This is a genomic window from Cupriavidus necator A5-1 (genome assembly GCF_000744095.1).
GTDB lineage: Bacteria > Pseudomonadota > Gammaproteobacteria > Burkholderiales > Burkholderiaceae > Cupriavidus > Cupriavidus necator_A.
In genome coordinates, this window is record NZ_JQLI01000001.1 from 1,903,324 (window position 1) to 1,918,131 (window position 14,808).

14 protein-coding genes are annotated in these 14,808 nt (G+C 62.1%); 8 read left to right on the plus strand and 6 right to left on the minus strand.

Going from position 1 to position 14,808, the window contains the following annotated elements; translation table 11 throughout:
• Window positions 1-87: 87 nt before the first annotated feature.
• From K307_RS08430 to K307_RS08440, 4 genes are all read left to right on the plus strand, one after another.
• The gene (locus tag K307_RS08430) at window positions 88-2,037 is read left to right on the plus strand and encodes an aconitase family protein (RefSeq protein WP_042877555.1); all 1,950 of its coding nucleotides are present in this window, start codon (window positions 88-90) and stop codon (window positions 2,035-2,037) included.
• Between the two features lie 39 nt (window positions 2,038-2,076).
• Window positions 2,077-3,051: a tripartite tricarboxylate transporter substrate-binding protein gene (locus K307_RS08435; RefSeq protein WP_042877556.1), complete on the plus strand. Its 975-nt coding sequence runs from the start codon at window positions 2,077-2,079 to the stop codon at window positions 3,049-3,051.
• Between the two features lie 167 nt (window positions 3,052-3,218).
• A complete protein-coding gene (locus tag K307_RS49315; RefSeq protein ID WP_230625868.1) occupies window positions 3,219-3,326 on the plus strand; it encodes a DUF1330 domain-containing protein in 108 nt (35 codons plus the stop codon).
• A 551-nt stretch (window positions 3,327-3,877) separates the two neighbouring features.
• On the plus strand, window positions 3,878-4,261 hold the full coding sequence (locus tag K307_RS08440; protein ID WP_042877557.1) for a RidA family protein: 384 nt from the start codon (window positions 3,878-3,880) through the stop codon (window positions 4,259-4,261).
• A gap of 149 nt (window positions 4,262-4,410) precedes the next feature.
• On the opposite strand, the gene K307_RS08445 is transcribed toward K307_RS08440, so the two are convergent.
• Window positions 4,411-5,337: a LysR family transcriptional regulator gene (locus K307_RS08445; RefSeq protein ID WP_051974767.1), complete on the minus strand. Its 927-nt coding sequence runs from the start codon at window positions 5,335-5,337 to the stop codon at window positions 4,411-4,413.
• Window positions 5,338-5,631: 294 nt separating this feature from the next.
• On the opposite strand from K307_RS08445, the gene K307_RS08450 reads away from it, so the two are divergent.
• From K307_RS08450 to K307_RS08460, 3 genes are all read left to right on the plus strand, one after another.
• Window positions 5,632-6,576, plus strand: a complete 945-nt coding sequence (locus K307_RS08450; RefSeq protein ID WP_196251576.1) for a Bug family tripartite tricarboxylate transporter substrate binding protein — start codon at window positions 5,632-5,634, stop codon at window positions 6,574-6,576.
• A gap of 67 nt (window positions 6,577-6,643) precedes the next feature.
• Window positions 6,644-7,696, plus strand: a complete 1,053-nt coding sequence (locus tag K307_RS08455; protein WP_042877558.1) for an Ldh family oxidoreductase — start codon at window positions 6,644-6,646, stop codon at window positions 7,694-7,696.
• A 69-nt stretch (window positions 7,697-7,765) separates the two neighbouring features.
• The gene (locus tag K307_RS08460) at window positions 7,766-8,518 is read left to right on the plus strand and encodes an ABC transporter substrate-binding protein (RefSeq protein WP_042877559.1); all 753 of its coding nucleotides are present in this window, start codon (window positions 7,766-7,768) and stop codon (window positions 8,516-8,518) included.
• Between the two features lie 215 nt (window positions 8,519-8,733).
• Here K307_RS08460 and K307_RS08465 read toward each other — a convergent pair whose 3' ends face one another.
• Together K307_RS08465 and uxuA are read right to left on the minus strand one after the other, a co-directional pair.
• Window positions 8,734-9,753: a Bug family tripartite tricarboxylate transporter substrate binding protein gene (locus K307_RS08465; protein WP_042877560.1), complete on the minus strand. Its 1,020-nt coding sequence runs from the start codon at window positions 9,751-9,753 to the stop codon at window positions 8,734-8,736.
• A gap of 50 nt (window positions 9,754-9,803) precedes the next feature.
• Window positions 9,804-10,844 carry a mannonate dehydratase gene (gene uxuA, locus K307_RS08470; protein WP_042877561.1) on the minus strand — a complete coding sequence of 347 codons (1,041 nt, stop codon included), beginning with the start codon at window positions 10,842-10,844 and terminating at the stop codon, window positions 9,804-9,806.
• A 294-nt stretch (window positions 10,845-11,138) separates the two neighbouring features.
• On the opposite strand from uxuA, the gene K307_RS08475 reads away from it, so the two are divergent.
• Window positions 11,139-11,879 (plus strand): FadR/GntR family transcriptional regulator, encoded by a 741-nt coding sequence (locus tag K307_RS08475; RefSeq protein ID WP_042877562.1) that lies wholly within the window; start codon window positions 11,139-11,141, stop codon window positions 11,877-11,879.
• Window positions 11,880-11,974: 95 nt separating this feature from the next.
• Here K307_RS08475 and K307_RS08480 read toward each other — a convergent pair whose 3' ends face one another.
• The 3 genes from K307_RS08480 to K307_RS08490 form a co-directional block, all read right to left on the minus strand.
• On the minus strand, window positions 11,975-12,949 hold the full coding sequence (locus K307_RS08480; RefSeq protein WP_051974769.1) for a tripartite tricarboxylate transporter substrate binding protein: 975 nt from the start codon (window positions 12,947-12,949) through the stop codon (window positions 11,975-11,977).
• Between the two features lie 47 nt (window positions 12,950-12,996).
• Complete coding sequence (locus K307_RS08485) at window positions 12,997-13,881, minus strand: isocitrate lyase/PEP mutase family protein (RefSeq protein WP_042877564.1); 885 nt, start codon at window positions 13,879-13,881, stop codon at window positions 12,997-12,999.
• A gap of 66 nt (window positions 13,882-13,947) precedes the next feature.
• Window positions 13,948-14,793 carry a cytochrome c gene (locus K307_RS08490; RefSeq protein ID WP_042877565.1) on the minus strand — a complete coding sequence of 282 codons (846 nt, stop codon included), beginning with the start codon at window positions 14,791-14,793 and terminating at the stop codon, window positions 13,948-13,950.
• Between the last annotated feature and the right edge of the window lie 15 nt (window positions 14,794-14,808).

Sequence of the window (14,808 nt, forward strand, 5' to 3'; positions counted from 1 at the left end):
TGAGGAGCGCTAACTTGTAGAAAAGGAGCGCGGCAACAAAAATACCAAGCGAGTCACAGTACTTTAACTTATGAAAGGAGCGCGCAGTTGTCCACTGTTCCCCACCGCCTGCGCTTCAACGGCCGCATTCTCTTCCTGTCACAGGATGCCCAAGTCGTGAAGCGGCAGTTCTCCGGCCAGGATGTTTCGCTCGAAGAGGCGCTGCCGTTACGCACGGACGTCTCCACCGACGAGATCACCCCGGCCTGGATCTGTTACCACTACGACGAACAACTTGGCGAGTTCCCCTACCTTGGCCTGAAGTGCGGCGAAGCCCTTCCGGTTACCGCTGGCAGCGTCAGGGCAGGCGGCTTCGCCGTCACGGTCGCAGGGCGGCGCTATGGCAAAGGGTCCTCCCGCGAAGCCAGCCCCTATGCCGAGTGGTGCGCAGGCATCCGCCTCGTCATCGCAGAGAGCTTCGAACGGATCTACCGCCAGAATTGCCGCAACCTTGGTATCCTGACCTCCACCGATTTCGGCCTCATCAACCGCATTCGCCGCGGCGAGTCTATTCCGATCGAGGAGTTCACCCGTGGTGAGGATGAACTGACTGCCGAGCTGATACGCCGAGGCGGGTTATTCAACCTGATGCGGGCACGCCAGCAGGGCTGGGCGCCCGCGGCGCGGTCCAGCGGGCCGAGGCCGATGACGTACGCGGAGAAAATCATCGCGCGCGCCAGTGGCGGTCAGCCGGTGCGCCCCGGCGAGCCCGTGTTCGCGAGGACCGACTGGCGCTATGCGCATGAGTACAGCTCGCCGCTCGCCATCGTCGCGCTGGAGCGTGAAATGGCTGGCCAGGTGGTGCTCCGCGACCCAACCTCGATCGTCTTCTTCTCGGACCATCTGACCTTCATCCATCGCAGCATGCCGCCCGAGCGCCGCAAGCTGGGCTTGCTCGACCTGGCGCAAGCCATGGCGAAAGTTCAGCAGCGCTTTTGCGACCAGCACGGCCTGAAGCTGCACGGCTTCCTGCAAGACCGTGAGGGCTCCGAGGGCATCAGCCACTCGATCATGGCCGAGCGCTACGTCCTGCCTGGGCAGGTGGCCATCGGCACCGACTCGCATACGCCGCACTGTGGCGCGCTCGGCGCGTTTGCCTTCGGTGCAGGCTCCACTGAAATGGCTGCTGCCTGGATGACGGGCGAGGTCCCGATGCGGGTACCCAGGACCTGTCGAGTCCGGCTGACTGGTCGCCTGCCCATCGGCGTCGAAGCCAAGGACATCGCCCTGCACCTGCTACGCACGCCTTACGTTCGCGATGGCCACGCAATCGGGCAAGTCTTCGAGTACACCGGCGAGGCCTTGGTCGGATTGCCGACCGATGAGCGCGCCACGTTGACGAACATGGTGGCGGAAATGGGCGGCATCACGGGCCTCGTCGCGCCCGACGAGGAGACACGCCGCTTCCTGAGCGAACGCCGTGGCATTGATTTCCAGATCGAGTCCTGGATGCGCAGCGACGAGGATGCCGAGGTCGCGCACACGATCGAGATCGACTGCGCAGCGCTGCAACCGATGCTGGCCCGGCCCGGCGACCCCGGTAGCGGCTTGAGCATTGCCGAACTGGACGAAGCTGTATGCATCGACATTGCCTATGGCGGTTCGTGCACGGGTGGAAAGCGTGAGGATCTGCGCCACTGCCATGAAGTGCTGGCCTGGGCCGTCGAACGTGGCATGAAGGTGGCACCAGGAGTGCGTTTCATCCTCCAGTTCGGCAGCCAGGACGTGCGCAATTTCTGCATGCAGCAGGGCATGCTTGACGTGTTCGCGCGGGCTGGCGTGGAACTGATCGAGCCGGGCTGCGGCGCGTGTGTCAATGCCGGACCAGGCGTTTCCGAGCGAGCCGATCAGGTCACCGTCAGTTCCATTAACCGCAATTTCCCAGGCCGTTCCGGTCCAGGGAAGGTCTGGCTGGCGAGCCCGGCCACGGTGGCAGCAAGTGCCGTCGCCGGTCGCATCACGAGCTTCGGGCAATTACGCGCCTCGTTTGATCAGTAATGCGGCGCCACAAAACGACAAAATACTCAGGAGACAAGCATGTCATCGATCAGTCGGCGTCACTTCATCGGCGGCTTGGCCGCCGCAGCGGCTCTGGTCGCGTTGCCGAGGCATGTGTCAGCGCAGGGCACTCCCTTGCGCGTCATCGTTCCCGCGAGTGCCGGCTCGGGGCAGGACGTGATGGTCCGCTCCGCGCAGCGCGCGATGAGCAAGTCGTTGGGGCGCCCGGTGGTGGTGGAGAACCTTCCGGGTTCCGGCGGCATCATTGGCACGCAACAGCTTGTCAAAGCTGCGCCGGACGGCAACACGATTGCCTTTGTCTCGAACAACCACGTAGTCAATCCGGCCGTCTACAAGAAGATGCCGTATGACAGCCTGAAAGACATCACGCCGATCGCGATTTTGGCCGAAACGCCGTTCTTGCTCGTGGTCAATCCCAAGCGGCTGCCAGCCGCCAACGCCAGGGAACTAGTTGCCCTGATCAAGGCGAAACCGGACCATTACAACTTCGCCTCCTCCGGCAACGGCACGATTCTCCACCTTGCTGCGGAGATGTTCCTGGACGGAGCCGGGCTGAAGGCACGCCATATCCCCTACAAGGGGGTGGGAGCGATGATTACCGACCTGATCGGCGGGCAGGTCGATTTCGGTGTGCTGGCCGTGCCCGCTGTGCAGCCGCACCTGAAGGCCGGGACCTTGCGTGCGGTGGCAGCGACCGGTGGCACGCGGGTGCCTTCGCTGGCAAGCATCCCGACGCTCCAGGAGCAGGGCCTCAACGTGACCGTGGGCGGCTGGCTCGCCGCGATCGGCCCCGCCGGGCTTGCCCCCGCGCAAGTGAAGCGACTGCACGACGACATCGTGGCTGCCTGGACCTCACCAGAGGTGAAGAAGGCCATGGCCGAGCAGGAAAACATCCTCCGCCCCACCACGCCGGAGGCGGCGGCAGCGCTCTTCGGGCAAGAGCAGGCGCGCTACGCAGTACTAGTTCGCAAAGCCGGGGTGACGCTGGATTGAAGGTGCCGCCACTGACGACGCCCACGCCATCTGTAGGAGAACGCAATGGCCGCGCCGCAGTGGACGAGTGAGAGTCCGTTGCCTGGGGGTCCAACGAAAGTTCTCGAAGGCGACTGGCAGCCGCATCGTCTCGTTATCGCGTCGAGTTCCCGGACATGGATTCCTTAATGGCTTGGTATGACTCGCCAGAGTACGCCCGCCTCAAGGCGATTCGTGAACAATGCGCGACGACAAGAATTATCGCTCTGGAAGGGGTTGCGGCTGTAACCGCATAGGAAGTCGACTTGGGCGGAAGCGTTGCCGGTGTCAGTCCCCAGTCGAAAAGCAGTCCTTCGCTCATGAACGGTCCTTCGCCGGGTCGAACCGGATTGGGCATCGCGCGCGTCGAAATCTCTGCCCACTTCCGCAAGTAGATCCGAACACGCGGGGCCGGCAAACGCCAACTGGCATCAACGATGCTGCCATGAATCAACCCGACTGGGTGCGAGTTCATCATTGAAACACCCTTAAATGTGACAGCGGTGTAGACACTATGGCGGATGTCGATTCAGTGGCCATCGTCCAGCATTGAATATGCGGGGCGGGTGTCTGGCCCCGCATTTACTGGCCCCCGAGGCACCCCCCCGGACCCCGGGGGCTTCTTTTTGGCATTCAATGACAGCAGCCGTAGTACCTATTCCACCTATGCCTGGCATTGGCGCACTCTCCAATTCCGCCAACATGCCAAGTAAGTTTTCTTGGGTTCGGGGGCCGACATGCCTATTGCGGGCATGAATTGGCATGTCGCTCAGAATCGATAAACCCTTCTTCGCAAAAGGTGCCGAAAATGACGATTGAGTTTTTTGAAGAGACTAATGCGGCTACACGAACACTGCCGCGCTCGCTGGTGACGAAGGCCGGCGGCTTTGTGTTTGTGTCCGGCCAAGTTGCCAGGGACGAAAACGGTTACGTCATCGCAGGAGGGATAGAAGCTCAGACGCGCCAGACTATGAAAAATGTCGCTCACGCACTTGCATTGGCCGGTTGCACGCTCGAGGACGTGGTGAAGACCACGGTCTGGATCGATGACGCACGCGACTTCGATGAGTTCAATCGCGTCTACAGCGACTTTTTCCCTGGAAATAAGCCGGCGCGTTCCACAATACAGGCGAAAAACATGGTCGACACCAGGATTGAGATCGAGGTCATTGCCTATACGCCACCACGCTAATCCTTACATCAGCCCGTCGAATCCGGTAGTTGCGTCTCGTATGGTTCGCAATTCTGGAACTCGATGTCTACCGAGGACATAGCGCGCGTGCTTATTCCTGTGTCAGGTCGCAGGCCCCATAGTTTGCTGTCGATGGCGAGATGACCAGATCAGGTCTTGCGGCGGCGTGCGGATGTTGCCTTTGGCCCTGCGCCTTTTGACGCAACCAGCAGATCGTAGAGCAGTTTCGCCGCGGGCGGCAGCGCGCGGCCTCGCCGGGATATCAGTCCCAGCGTGCGCGTCACCCGAGGTTCCGTAAGCGGGATCGCCGCCAATGCCTTGTGGCCTTCCGGCGGTAGCGCCATCCGCGGTACCACACCAATTCCCAAGCCCGCCTGTACCAGACTCACAAGCGCAGGCACGTGGTGGACTTCACAGAACCAGCGTGGCTTGGATGGGACCTGCGCCAGGGCCTGATCAATGAGAAAGCGATTGCCGCTGCCTTGAGCGAGGGTGATGTAGTCATATTGACCGAGTTCCGACCAGTTCAGTCTCTTTCTGCTTGCAAGCGGATGGTCGACCTGGCACGCCACGACAAACGCCTCTTCCATCAGCGCCTTGAATTCGATGTCGGCCTCCTGGGTCCCGATGTAGGTCAGGCCAAAGTCGGCATTGCCGCGAGTCACCGCGAGCAGGACGTCCGCTGAAGACTCATCCATCACGCGCAGCCGGATAAGGGGGTATCGCCGATGGAATTCCGCTACGACGGACGGCAGAAAGTACCCCACCGCCGATGGAACACACGCAAACGTGACTTCGCCCGACAGCCTCTCGGCGACATCGCGGATACCGAGCATCGCCTCTTCCAGATCGTTCAGGACATTGCGCGCCTTGGACATGAAAGCACGTCCAACGGCGGTCAACTCGATCTTCCGGGTCGTGCGGATAAAGAGCTCCACGCCAAGCGCTTCCTCAAGCTTATCGACACGCCGTGACAGTGCTGATTGCGAAAGGAAGAGTACCTCCGAAGCGGCTCGGAAACTTCCGAGGTCGGCTACGGCGAGAAAAGCACGTAAATCGGCGAGGTCGAAATTCATGTGTCAAACGCAAGAATCCATCGAATCTTTGCACTTTACACGGAAATGGCTGGCGTGGATCATGGCCTCACAAATCGTTGCCAGGAGCGTGAGGCCGGCTTACGAGGGGCGGAGACACCCTCGGAGCGATGTGCCCTGGCTTGCTCACGAATTTCATCTCGATAGAAGAGCCATATGAATCTCGAAGAATCCAATACGACCACAGCGCTTGATCGTGCACGGCCACTTTCCAACACACGTCGTAAACGGCTAAGCCATAGGCTGCTCTTGGTGCTCTCCGTCGCGACGGCCTGCATGGGACTGCCGATGCCTGCGCAGGCTCAGGCTCAGGCTCAGGCGTGGACGCCAGCCAGGCCGATTCGTCTGATCGTGCCGTATGGGCCGGGAGGCAGTTCCGACGTCATCGCGCGCTCCATCGCGGCGGAAATGTCCAGGAACCTGGGGCAACAAGTCATCGTGGATAACAAGGGCGGTGGTCAAGGCATTGTTGCCATGCAAGACGCAGCACGTGCGATGCCGGATGGCTACACCATGGTGCTGGGACACGTCGGCACCTTGGCGGTCAATCCGGCCATGATGCCCCGACTGCCCTACGATCCCGAGAGGGATTACGCTCCCGTGACGCTGTTGGCCAAAGTGCCTATGGTCTTTGCGGTTGGCCCTGGCGTAAATGCCAGGTCATTGGCCGACTTCGTTTCACTGGCAAAGGCAAAACCAGGCAAATTGACCTATGGCTCGGCCGGGAACGGAAGCGCCGGTCACCTGGCCTTCGAAATGCTGAAAGTCACGGTGCACGCCGAGCTTCTACATGTCGCTTACAAGGGGACCGGTGCGCAAATGACAGATCTGCTGGCCGGCAATATCGACGCTGCCGCAGCGGGACTTCCCGGATTTCTTCCTCACGTGAAAGCAGGCCGGTTACGCATCCTGGCCGTGGGGGCAGCCCAGCGCCTCCCTGCTATCCCTGATGTTCCTACCGTGGCAGAGCAAGGCTATCCGGGCTTTGAGAGTTCACAGTGGTTTGGACTGCTGGTTCCAGCCAGGACGCCAACTGCAGTGGTCGAGCGCTTGCATGCGGAAGCCGTGAAGGCGCTAAACAGCCCCGCGGTACGCCATCGCCTGGCTGAAGATTCCAGCACCCCGATGGGGCAAGGCCCTGAGGAATTTGCCCGATTTATCCGGACCGAACGGAATCGCTGGGGTGCCGTGGTTCGCAGCGCCAACGTTAAGGCCAACTAGGCATCCGGCACCCGTTCCTCCTTGTTTCAACGATCTCCTCGCTTTACGAACACAATTGGGTAACTCTATGCATGGACATACCGACAGCCGCGCAACCTTGCCGGAGGCGGCGCTTCGCGACCTTGGCAGCCAGGCGTTCCAGGGGTTGGGGCTGACTCCCGCCGATGCCGATGAAGTCGTCAACCTCCTTGTGACGGCCGACCTTTTCGGCCTTTCCACCCACGGCATGAGTCGTATCGAGTCATACGGCGAGCGCCTGGAAGTTGCCGGAATTGCCGCACGGCCGGCTATCAAGATCGAACGGGTTGCCAGCGCGCTCGTCAAGGTGGACGGGGGCAACGGCGTTGGGCCGTTGGTCGGCATGAAAGGCTTGAAAGCCGCCATGGAAGTGGCCGGGGAATGCGGCATCGGGATGGCGCTGGTGCGAGGCAGCAATCATTTCGGTCCCATATCGCCTTACTGCCATATCGCTGCAGAGGCGGGCTTTGCAAGCATGATCGGGAGCAATGCCACGACTACCATCGCGCCCTGGGGCGGCAGTGACGCTCGCCTTGGCAACAGTCCGCTTGGCTTTGGCGTACCGGGTCACGATGGCGCCCACTTCATGCTCGACATGGCAATGAGCGTCGTCGCACGTGCCAAGATCCGCAATGCGCTCAAGGCGGGAGCGCCCATCCCGGATACGTGGGCAACCGACAAGCAAGGCCGCAAGACCACGGACCCGGCCGCCGCGCTAGACGGCTTCCTGCTGCCAATAGGCGGGCACAAAGGCTATGGCCTGGCGCTGGTGGTGGACTTGTTCGCCGGCTTGCTATCCGACGCGGCCTACCTGACCCACGTGAAATCCTGGGTCGACGCGCCGGACGAGCCGCAGAACCTGGGGCACTTCTTTATCCTGATCGACACCCGTCGGCTGGGGTCCGCCAAATGGCTCGCCGATCGCATGAAGGACTTTGCGGCCATCCTGCACGGCTGTCCCGCGGCAGAGGAAGGCAAGCCGGTGATCGTTCCCGGTGAGATCGAGTTGTCCAACATGGCGCGCCAGCGCGAACAGGGCCTCACGATCGACGCATCCGTCCTGTCACTTCTGAAGCATCACGCCGCGAAACTTGCGGCTTGAGAGGGCTTGGCGGCGTCGCGGCCGAGCAGGGTGCTGCGCGCTGTTCCTTCCGACTAACATCAATTGACCATGACTTCTTCAACATCCATTGCCACGACCAGCCCTCACGTTGTTGCCGAGTTGGCGCCCAACGGCGTGCTGCGGGCATCGATCAACGTCGGCAATCCCATCCTCGCCAACCTGGATGCCGACGGACAGCCCTTTGGTGTCTCGATTGACCTGGCACGCGAGTTCGCGCGTCGGCTAGGGCTGGAGATAGAACTGATCGTTTTCGACTCCGCCGGCAAGTCCGTTGACGCGGTGACGAACGAGCAGGCAGACGTCGGCTTCTTCGCCATCGATCCTGTGCGAGGCGCCGGCATTGCCTTTACCGCGCCCTACGTGCTTATCGAAGGGGCATACCTGGTGCGCGAAGACTCTGCCATTCAGGAAAACGACGAAGTCGACCAGCCTTGCCGACGCGTCACGGTCGGCAAGGGAAGTGCTTACGACCTTTTTCTGACGCGGGAACTCATGCACGCTGAGATCGTGCGGGCCCCGACTTCTCCTACGGTAGTGGACGTTTTCATCGAGCAGGGGCTGGACGTCGCGGCCGGCGTCAGGCAACAGTTGGAAGCTGACGCCGGACGCGTGCATGGCCTGAGGCTGCTGCCCGGACGTTTCATGGTGATCGAGCAGGCGATGGGATTGCCCAAGGCGCGCCTCCGCGCTGCCGTCACTGTGCTGGCTCAGTTTGTGGAAGATATGAAGGCTAGCGGCTTTGTTGCCTCGTCCTTGAAGCGCCATAGTATTCAGGGCGCGTCGGTGGCACCAGCGCAGTAGGAGATTCTCACTGCGCAAGCCAACCCACCGGCGCGGCTTGCCGTCCGGATGGGGGCGCTTGCCACGACCCATGTCGGCCAGTTGGGGCCGTTCACGGCCCTAATGATTGAACCGCCGGATCGATGGTGAGGGAATCGATCGGCGCTTCGCCGATGGCGACGAGGTCGAGGGTCCTGGTGTCGTTCATGGGGTCACCGTGAGCGGCCTGCGCTGCCTCAATCGGCCGTGATGTTGTTTGCCTTCACCACGTCGCCCCACATCTTGTAGTGAGTGCGGGTCAGGGTTCCGAGTTGCTCCGGCGTGCCTCCACCCGGCTCGTCACCGCGGTCGACGATGCCCTTGACGACGGTTGGATCCTTCAGCGCCGAATTCATGGCGCTGTTGGCTTTCTTGACGATGTCAGGGCTCAGGCCGGGCGGCCCATACAGGCCAATGAAGGAGATGATGGTGAAGTCCTTGATGCCGCTCTCGGTGGCCGTGGGCACATCCGGGATCATCGCCACGCGCTTTGCTCCGGTGACCATCAGTGGCCGCAGCTGGCCCGACTTGATGAAAGGCGCGACGACCGAAGTCGCATCGAACATCGCATCCAGGCGTCCAGCCATCAGGTCGATCATCGCCGGGCTGCTGCCCTTGTACGGCACATGGTTCATCTTCGGGCCGCCCATGCGCTCGCGCAGCAGTTCCATCGTGACATGCGGCAACGCACCGGTGCCACCCGATCCGTAGTCAACAGTCTTGCCTGCCTTGTCCCGCGCCTTGACCTCCTCGACGAACTGCGCGTAGGTCTTGATGGGCGAGCTGGCAGGCACGACAAGGACCAGGGGGGACTGCAGCATCACGCCGATCGGAGTCAGCTTCTGCGGGTCGACGATGCCGAGCTTGGTGTAGACGTGCGGCATGATCGTCATCGAGCCGTTGCCCACCAGCAGCTTGTTGCCGTCTGGCGGCGCTCTCATTACCTCTACTGATGCGATGTTGCCGTTCACGCCGGCCTTGTTGTCGATCACCACGGGCTGGCCGAGCGAGCTCTGTAAGCCGTTGAGCAAGGCACGTCCTGCGAAGTCGGTCTGCCCCCCGGGCGGGAATCCGACCAACAGGGTAACCGGCTTGGTCGGCCAGTTGGTCTGTGCCCAGGCGGCCGTCGCTGTCAACGCGCCAAGACCGAGCGCAGCGATGCCCAGGATTAACGTTGAACGGCGCGAAGCCGCGAGAGAGTTCTTGATGATTTCCATGACAGGTCTCCAATTATGTTTATTAGACAGGGCTGCAGTCTCGCGGCTATTCAGGCCATCTTCTCCATCGCTTCCCACAGGCCGTTGATGTAGACCGCACCCAGTGCGCGGTCATAGAGGCCATAACCCGGCTTGCCGGTTTCGCCCCAGATCATGCGGCCGTGGTCGGGGCGAAAATAGCCTTGGAAGCCGACGTCGTGGTACGCCTTGACGATCGCTGCGATGTCCAGCGAACCGCAGCTCGACAAGTGGGCGGTTTCTTCAAAATCGCCTTCCGGGGTGACCTTGACGTTGCGGATGTGGGCGAAGTGGATGCGTCCCATGCCGCCGAACTCGCGCACCAGCGCCTCGACGTTATTCTGCGGGCCGGCACCGAGCGAGCCTGAGCACAACGTCAGGCCGTTCGCCGGCGTGTCGACGATCTTGAGGATGCGCGCCAGATCGTCGCGGTTCTTGACAATGCGCGGCAGCCCGAAGATGGGGCGCGGCGGATCGTCCGGATGGATGGCCATCTTGATCCCGCACTCCTGCGCAACCGGGATGACCGCGCACAGGAAATGCTCCAGATGCTCCCAGAGCCTGTCTTCGTCGATCCCGCGGTATTCGCCCAGGAGCGCCTGCAACTGGTCGGGCTGGTAGCTGGAATCCCAGCCGGGCAGGGCGATGCCTTGGCTCACGTCTATCTGTTCGACCTCCCTGGTGCTAAAGGCAAGGCAGGTCGAGCCGTCATCGAGCTTTTTCGACAGTTCCGTGCGGGTCCAGTCGAACACCGGCATGAAGTTGTAGCAGATGACTTCGATGCCGGCGGCGGCCAGGTTCCGGATGTTCTGCTGGTAATTGGCGATCAATCGCTCGCGCGTCGGCTTGCCGAGCTTGATGTCTTCATGGACCGGGACCGATTCGACAACCTTGAACTGTAAGCCTGCCGCCTCGATGGTGGACTTGAGCGCCAGGATCTTGTCCAGTGGCCATACCTCACCGACGGGTTCGTCGTAGATGGCAGACACGATGTGGGTCATGCCGGGGATCTGCCGGACGTACGCAAGACTGATCGGGTCGGATGTTCCGTACCAGCGGAAGGACATCTTCATGGGGGCTTCCTTGGGTCGACTCTGTTGATGAAGGAAGGGCGGGTCAAGCGCCCGCTTTGCAATCCGAGGAGACGATCGACAACAGGCCGAGCGTGCGCACCAGTGGTGAACCAAACTGGTTGACCAATTATGGACTGGTTGCCCAATTTTGCCCTCATGGTTTACCATGGGCCACGTCAGGCACTACGCGGCCAGGCAATCCGACCGCCGTGGAGCCCGCCCGCCGGACGTTTCCCACAGGCTCGCGCGGGTGGTCAACCGGTTACGAAATGTGCGGCTACCGCCGCTCCCACGATGCGAAATACCACAAGCGAGCTTGCACCACCTCCGAAGATTGAGAATTCGCCTGGTGCCAGCGATCGCTCTTACCTGAGCCTGGCCAGTCAAGTGCATGCACTGATCGCATCAGGTGAGTTTTCTGCGGGCACGAGGCTTCCGTCCGAACGCAACCTGGCCGAGAGATTCAGCGTCAGCCGCACCTTGGTGCGTGAGGCGATCATTGCGCTCGAGGTCCAGGGAGTGGTCGAAGTGCGCCTGGGCTCGGGCATTTACGTATGCGCGGCAGCGGCTGCGTCCGCTCCTGACCCGTTCGAGCTGCCCTGGCGGCCGGGCCCCATCGAAACGCTGCGTGCCCGAGTGTTGATCGAGTCAGAAATAGCCGGATTGGCGGCAAGCGAACGCAAGGACAGCGACCTTGACCGGATGTTCTCGGCGCTGAGTCTCATGCGCGAGCATATGCACGACAAGCAAGCCAATGAGGCAGCAGACCGCCAATTCCACCTTTGCCTTGCAGAATCCACCGGCAACAAGGTCTTGCTGCATATGGTCACTGCGCTGTGGGACAGCGCGCGCAGCGATCCCTTATGGGACAAGATCGAGGAACACTTCCACACCCCGGAACTGCGGGTCGCGTCGCAAGAGGACCATCAACGGATCTTCGCCGCTGTGATGGCCCGTGACGGCGCGGCGGCGCGTGCAGCCATGCGAACCCACCTGGAGCGGGTGATCAGTGAGTTCACTCAGGCCTGGCGCTGATCCATAGTTCGTGAGAACACGAATAAGCCTGCAGCGCGCCGCGCTGCCGGTGTGAAAGCCTGGACCGCAGGCCATGGCCAAGGCCTGCGCAGCCATCACTTCTCGTGCATCTTGGCCGCCTTGACGATCTCGCCCAGTCGTTTGCGCTCCGCGTTCACAAACTTCACAAAATCCGCACGCGTGCCGCCAATCGGCTCGATGCCGACGGCCTTGAGTTTTGCCGCGGCGTCCGGATCCTTCATGGCCTTGTCGACCGCTGCGGCTACCTTGTCGAGGATGGCGTCGGGCGTGCCCTTGGGCGCGTGGATGCCGGCCCAGTGGGCGATCTGCAGCTCCGGAAAGCCTTGCTCCACGGCGGTGGAGAGTTGAGGATAGGCCGATATGCGCTGCGTCCAGGTCGTCGCCAGCGCCTTGAACTTGCCTTCGTGCAGGATATGCGGAAGCGCGATGATACTGGCTTCGGAGGTTCCTTCGACCTGGCCACCCAGGACCGCCGTGGTGCTCTCCGACCCGCTCTTGTAGGGCACCGGCTGCAGCTTTGCGCCATATTTCACGTTAAGGATTTCGGCGACAAAGTGCGGGGTGCTGCCGGTTCCCGCGGTGGCGAAGTTGAAGCCATTCCCTTTCTTCGATGCCTCGACAAAGTCGCGCAGATCCTTGTAGGGCGCGTTCTTCGGCACGACGATGACGGAGGGAGCAAGGCCGATCATGGCGACGGGGACCAGCGCGTCATCCTTGAACGGGATGGACTTCTTGATCATGCTGTTGGAGATGACGCCGGCGGCGCTGATCAGGAAGGTGTAGCCATCGGGCTTGCTCTTAGCCACCATGTCGGCGCCGACGGTGCCGCCCGCGCCGGGGCGGTTTTCGACCAGTACGGTCTGGCCCAGTACCCTGGAAGCCCCCTCGGCCGCCGCGCGTGCCATCAGGTCATTGGCCCCGCCAGCGGCAAAAGGCACGACAAAGCGAATCGTTTTGGTTGGCCACTGGCCTTGTGCGCAAGCCGGCGTAGCGGCGATCAGGCCTGCCGTCGCAAGCAGGCCCAGGGTGAATCGGATTTTTTCATTCAAGGCATGTCTCCGTCTGAGGATCGGTGATCCGGGCTGATCAGCGCGGTTTAGTCTTTTGCTGCGTATTCACGGTCGAGCGCGTCGTACAACGGCTTGTTGACCAGCCGTTGCCGCTCACTGAACGGCGCGACCAACGAAGCGTCCTCGTCGAGCCGGCCATTCGCATGCAGCGTGCCGAGCGCCCGCTGCATGCCAAGCACTGCGCCCTGCAGCGCTGCGTTCGCATACAGCACGATCGCATAGCCGAGCTTGCCGAGCGCCTCGCGCGACTGCGTCGGCGTCTTGCCGCCGATCACGATGTTGATCAACTGCGGCGCGTCGATCAGTTTGGGCAGGCGCTCGATGTCGGCAAGCGCTTCGGTCGCTTCGATAAACAGGATGTCCGCGCCCGCCTCGACAAAGCGATGGCCGCGCTCGATGGCGTCTTCGATGCCATGCACGGCGGCTGCATCGGTGCGCGCGATGATCAGCAGGTTGGGGTCTTCGCGCGCATCGACGGCCGCGCGGATCTTGCCAAGCATTTCGCTCGTCGCGATGACTTCCTTGCCGGAGAAATGGCCGCATTTCTTCGGCATCACCTGGTCTTCAAACTGGATCGCATCGGCGCCGCTGCGCTCGAGCCTGCGTACCGTGTGGCGCACATTGAGGGCGTTACCGAAGCCGGTGTCGGCATCCACGATCAACGGCAGCGCGACGGCGTCACGGACCCGTGCGGTGTGCTCGGCGATTTCGTGCAGACCGATGAAGCCGAGATCGGGCAGGCCAAGCGACATGTTGGTAACGCCGGCGCCCGTCAGATAGAGCGCTTCGAAGCCGGCGTCCTCGATGACGCGCGCGCTCATCGCGTTGAATGCGCCGGGCACCAGCAAGCCCTGGCGTTCACTGACCTTGGTGCGGAATGCCGCGCGACGAGCGGTGGACGAGATAGTCATAGCGTGTGTCTCCAGTTTGCGGACTTCACCGCCGCGCCCTGGACGGCAATCCAGGCGCCAGTGGTTTCAGGATCCCTTGCGACCGGCCATATGACGCAGATACGCCAGCAGGTCCTTCAGGTCAGCATCGGAGAGCGTCTTTTCGTCGATTGCTGACATGCGCGCGTCGGGCCACCAGCGCAGCGACTGCGGGTCGCGGATCAGCTTGACCAGCTTGTCGTCGCCCAGATACTCCACCGGGCTGTACGGCACATTCAGATCGGGGCCAAGGTGAGCGTCGCCGACCCGGTTAAGTGAGTGGCATGAGAAGCAAACGCGCTGGAAAGTCGCGAAGCCGCGCATGACGGGGCCGTCGGCTGGCTGGTCGGAGGCGGGCCGGATGGCCGCAAAGCGCTCTGCAGGCGATGCGGTGATATCGATGCGTACGATGTTGTAGGTCCAATGACTCTCGTTGACCACGGAAGCGGCGCGGCCCGACGGTAGCGTCCAGATCAGGCGAAACGGCCCGATGCCCTGGCCCTTGAGCCTGGGCCACGGCCTGGCTGGATTTTCGACCGCCAGCCAGGCTCGCGGCTCGTCGGCGCTATCCGCCAGCAACAGGCGCATCGGCAGGTGCGAAACATAGCCATCGCTGGCCGCGGTCGTCGCAGTCGCGCCGGCCGCCACAGGCATGCCGCGCAGCAGGGCGGTCAGTGGGATCGCCTTGAACGTCAGGCGGCGTTTCAGATTGTCATCGTCTACCGTCACATCGGTCAGGCGACGGTCGTTGAGCAGCGCATCGGCCGTCCAACTGCGCTGTTGCGTACCAGCCGAAATGACCAGCGTTGCCGGGTCGGCGCCGCTCGCCGAACCTGCCAGCAATGCCATTGCACAGCCAAGAGCACCAACTGCCTTTGCAATCCAGGCCTTCATGGGTCTCTCTCCAGA

Excerpts from the sequence above, each read along its gene's own strand:
- K307_RS08435 (WP_042877556.1), top strand. The coding sequence starts at position 2,077 with ATGTCATCGATCAGTCGGCGTCACTTCATCGGCGGCTTGGCCGCCGCA.
- K307_RS49315 (WP_230625868.1), top strand. The coding sequence starts at position 3,219 with ATGGCTTGGTATGACTCGCCAGAGTACGCCCGCCTCAAGGCGATTCGT.
- K307_RS08440 (WP_042877557.1), top strand. The coding sequence starts at position 3,878 with ATGACGATTGAGTTTTTTGAAGAGACTAATGCGGCTACACGAACACTG.
- K307_RS08445 (WP_051974767.1), bottom strand. The coding sequence starts at position 5,337 with ATGAATTTCGACCTCGCCGATTTACGTGCTTTTCTCGCCGTAGCCGAC.
- K307_RS08450 (WP_196251576.1), top strand. The coding sequence starts at position 5,632 with ATGGGACTGCCGATGCCTGCGCAGGCTCAGGCTCAGGCTCAGGCGTGG.
- K307_RS08455 (WP_042877558.1), top strand. The coding sequence starts at position 6,644 with ATGCATGGACATACCGACAGCCGCGCAACCTTGCCGGAGGCGGCGCTT.
- K307_RS08460 (WP_042877559.1), top strand. The coding sequence starts at position 7,766 with ATGACTTCTTCAACATCCATTGCCACGACCAGCCCTCACGTTGTTGCC.
- K307_RS08465 (WP_042877560.1), bottom strand. The coding sequence starts at position 9,753 with ATGGAAATCATCAAGAACTCTCTCGCGGCTTCGCGCCGTTCAACGTTA.
- uxuA (WP_042877561.1), bottom strand. The coding sequence starts at position 10,844 with ATGAAGATGTCCTTCCGCTGGTACGGAACATCCGACCCGATCAGTCTT.
- K307_RS08475 (WP_042877562.1), top strand. The coding sequence starts at position 11,139 with ATGCGAAATACCACAAGCGAGCTTGCACCACCTCCGAAGATTGAGAAT.
- K307_RS08485 (WP_042877564.1), bottom strand. The coding sequence starts at position 13,881 with ATGACTATCTCGTCCACCGCTCGTCGCGCGGCATTCCGCACCAAGGTC.
- K307_RS08490 (WP_042877565.1), bottom strand. The coding sequence starts at position 14,793 with ATGAAGGCCTGGATTGCAAAGGCAGTTGGTGCTCTTGGCTGTGCAATG.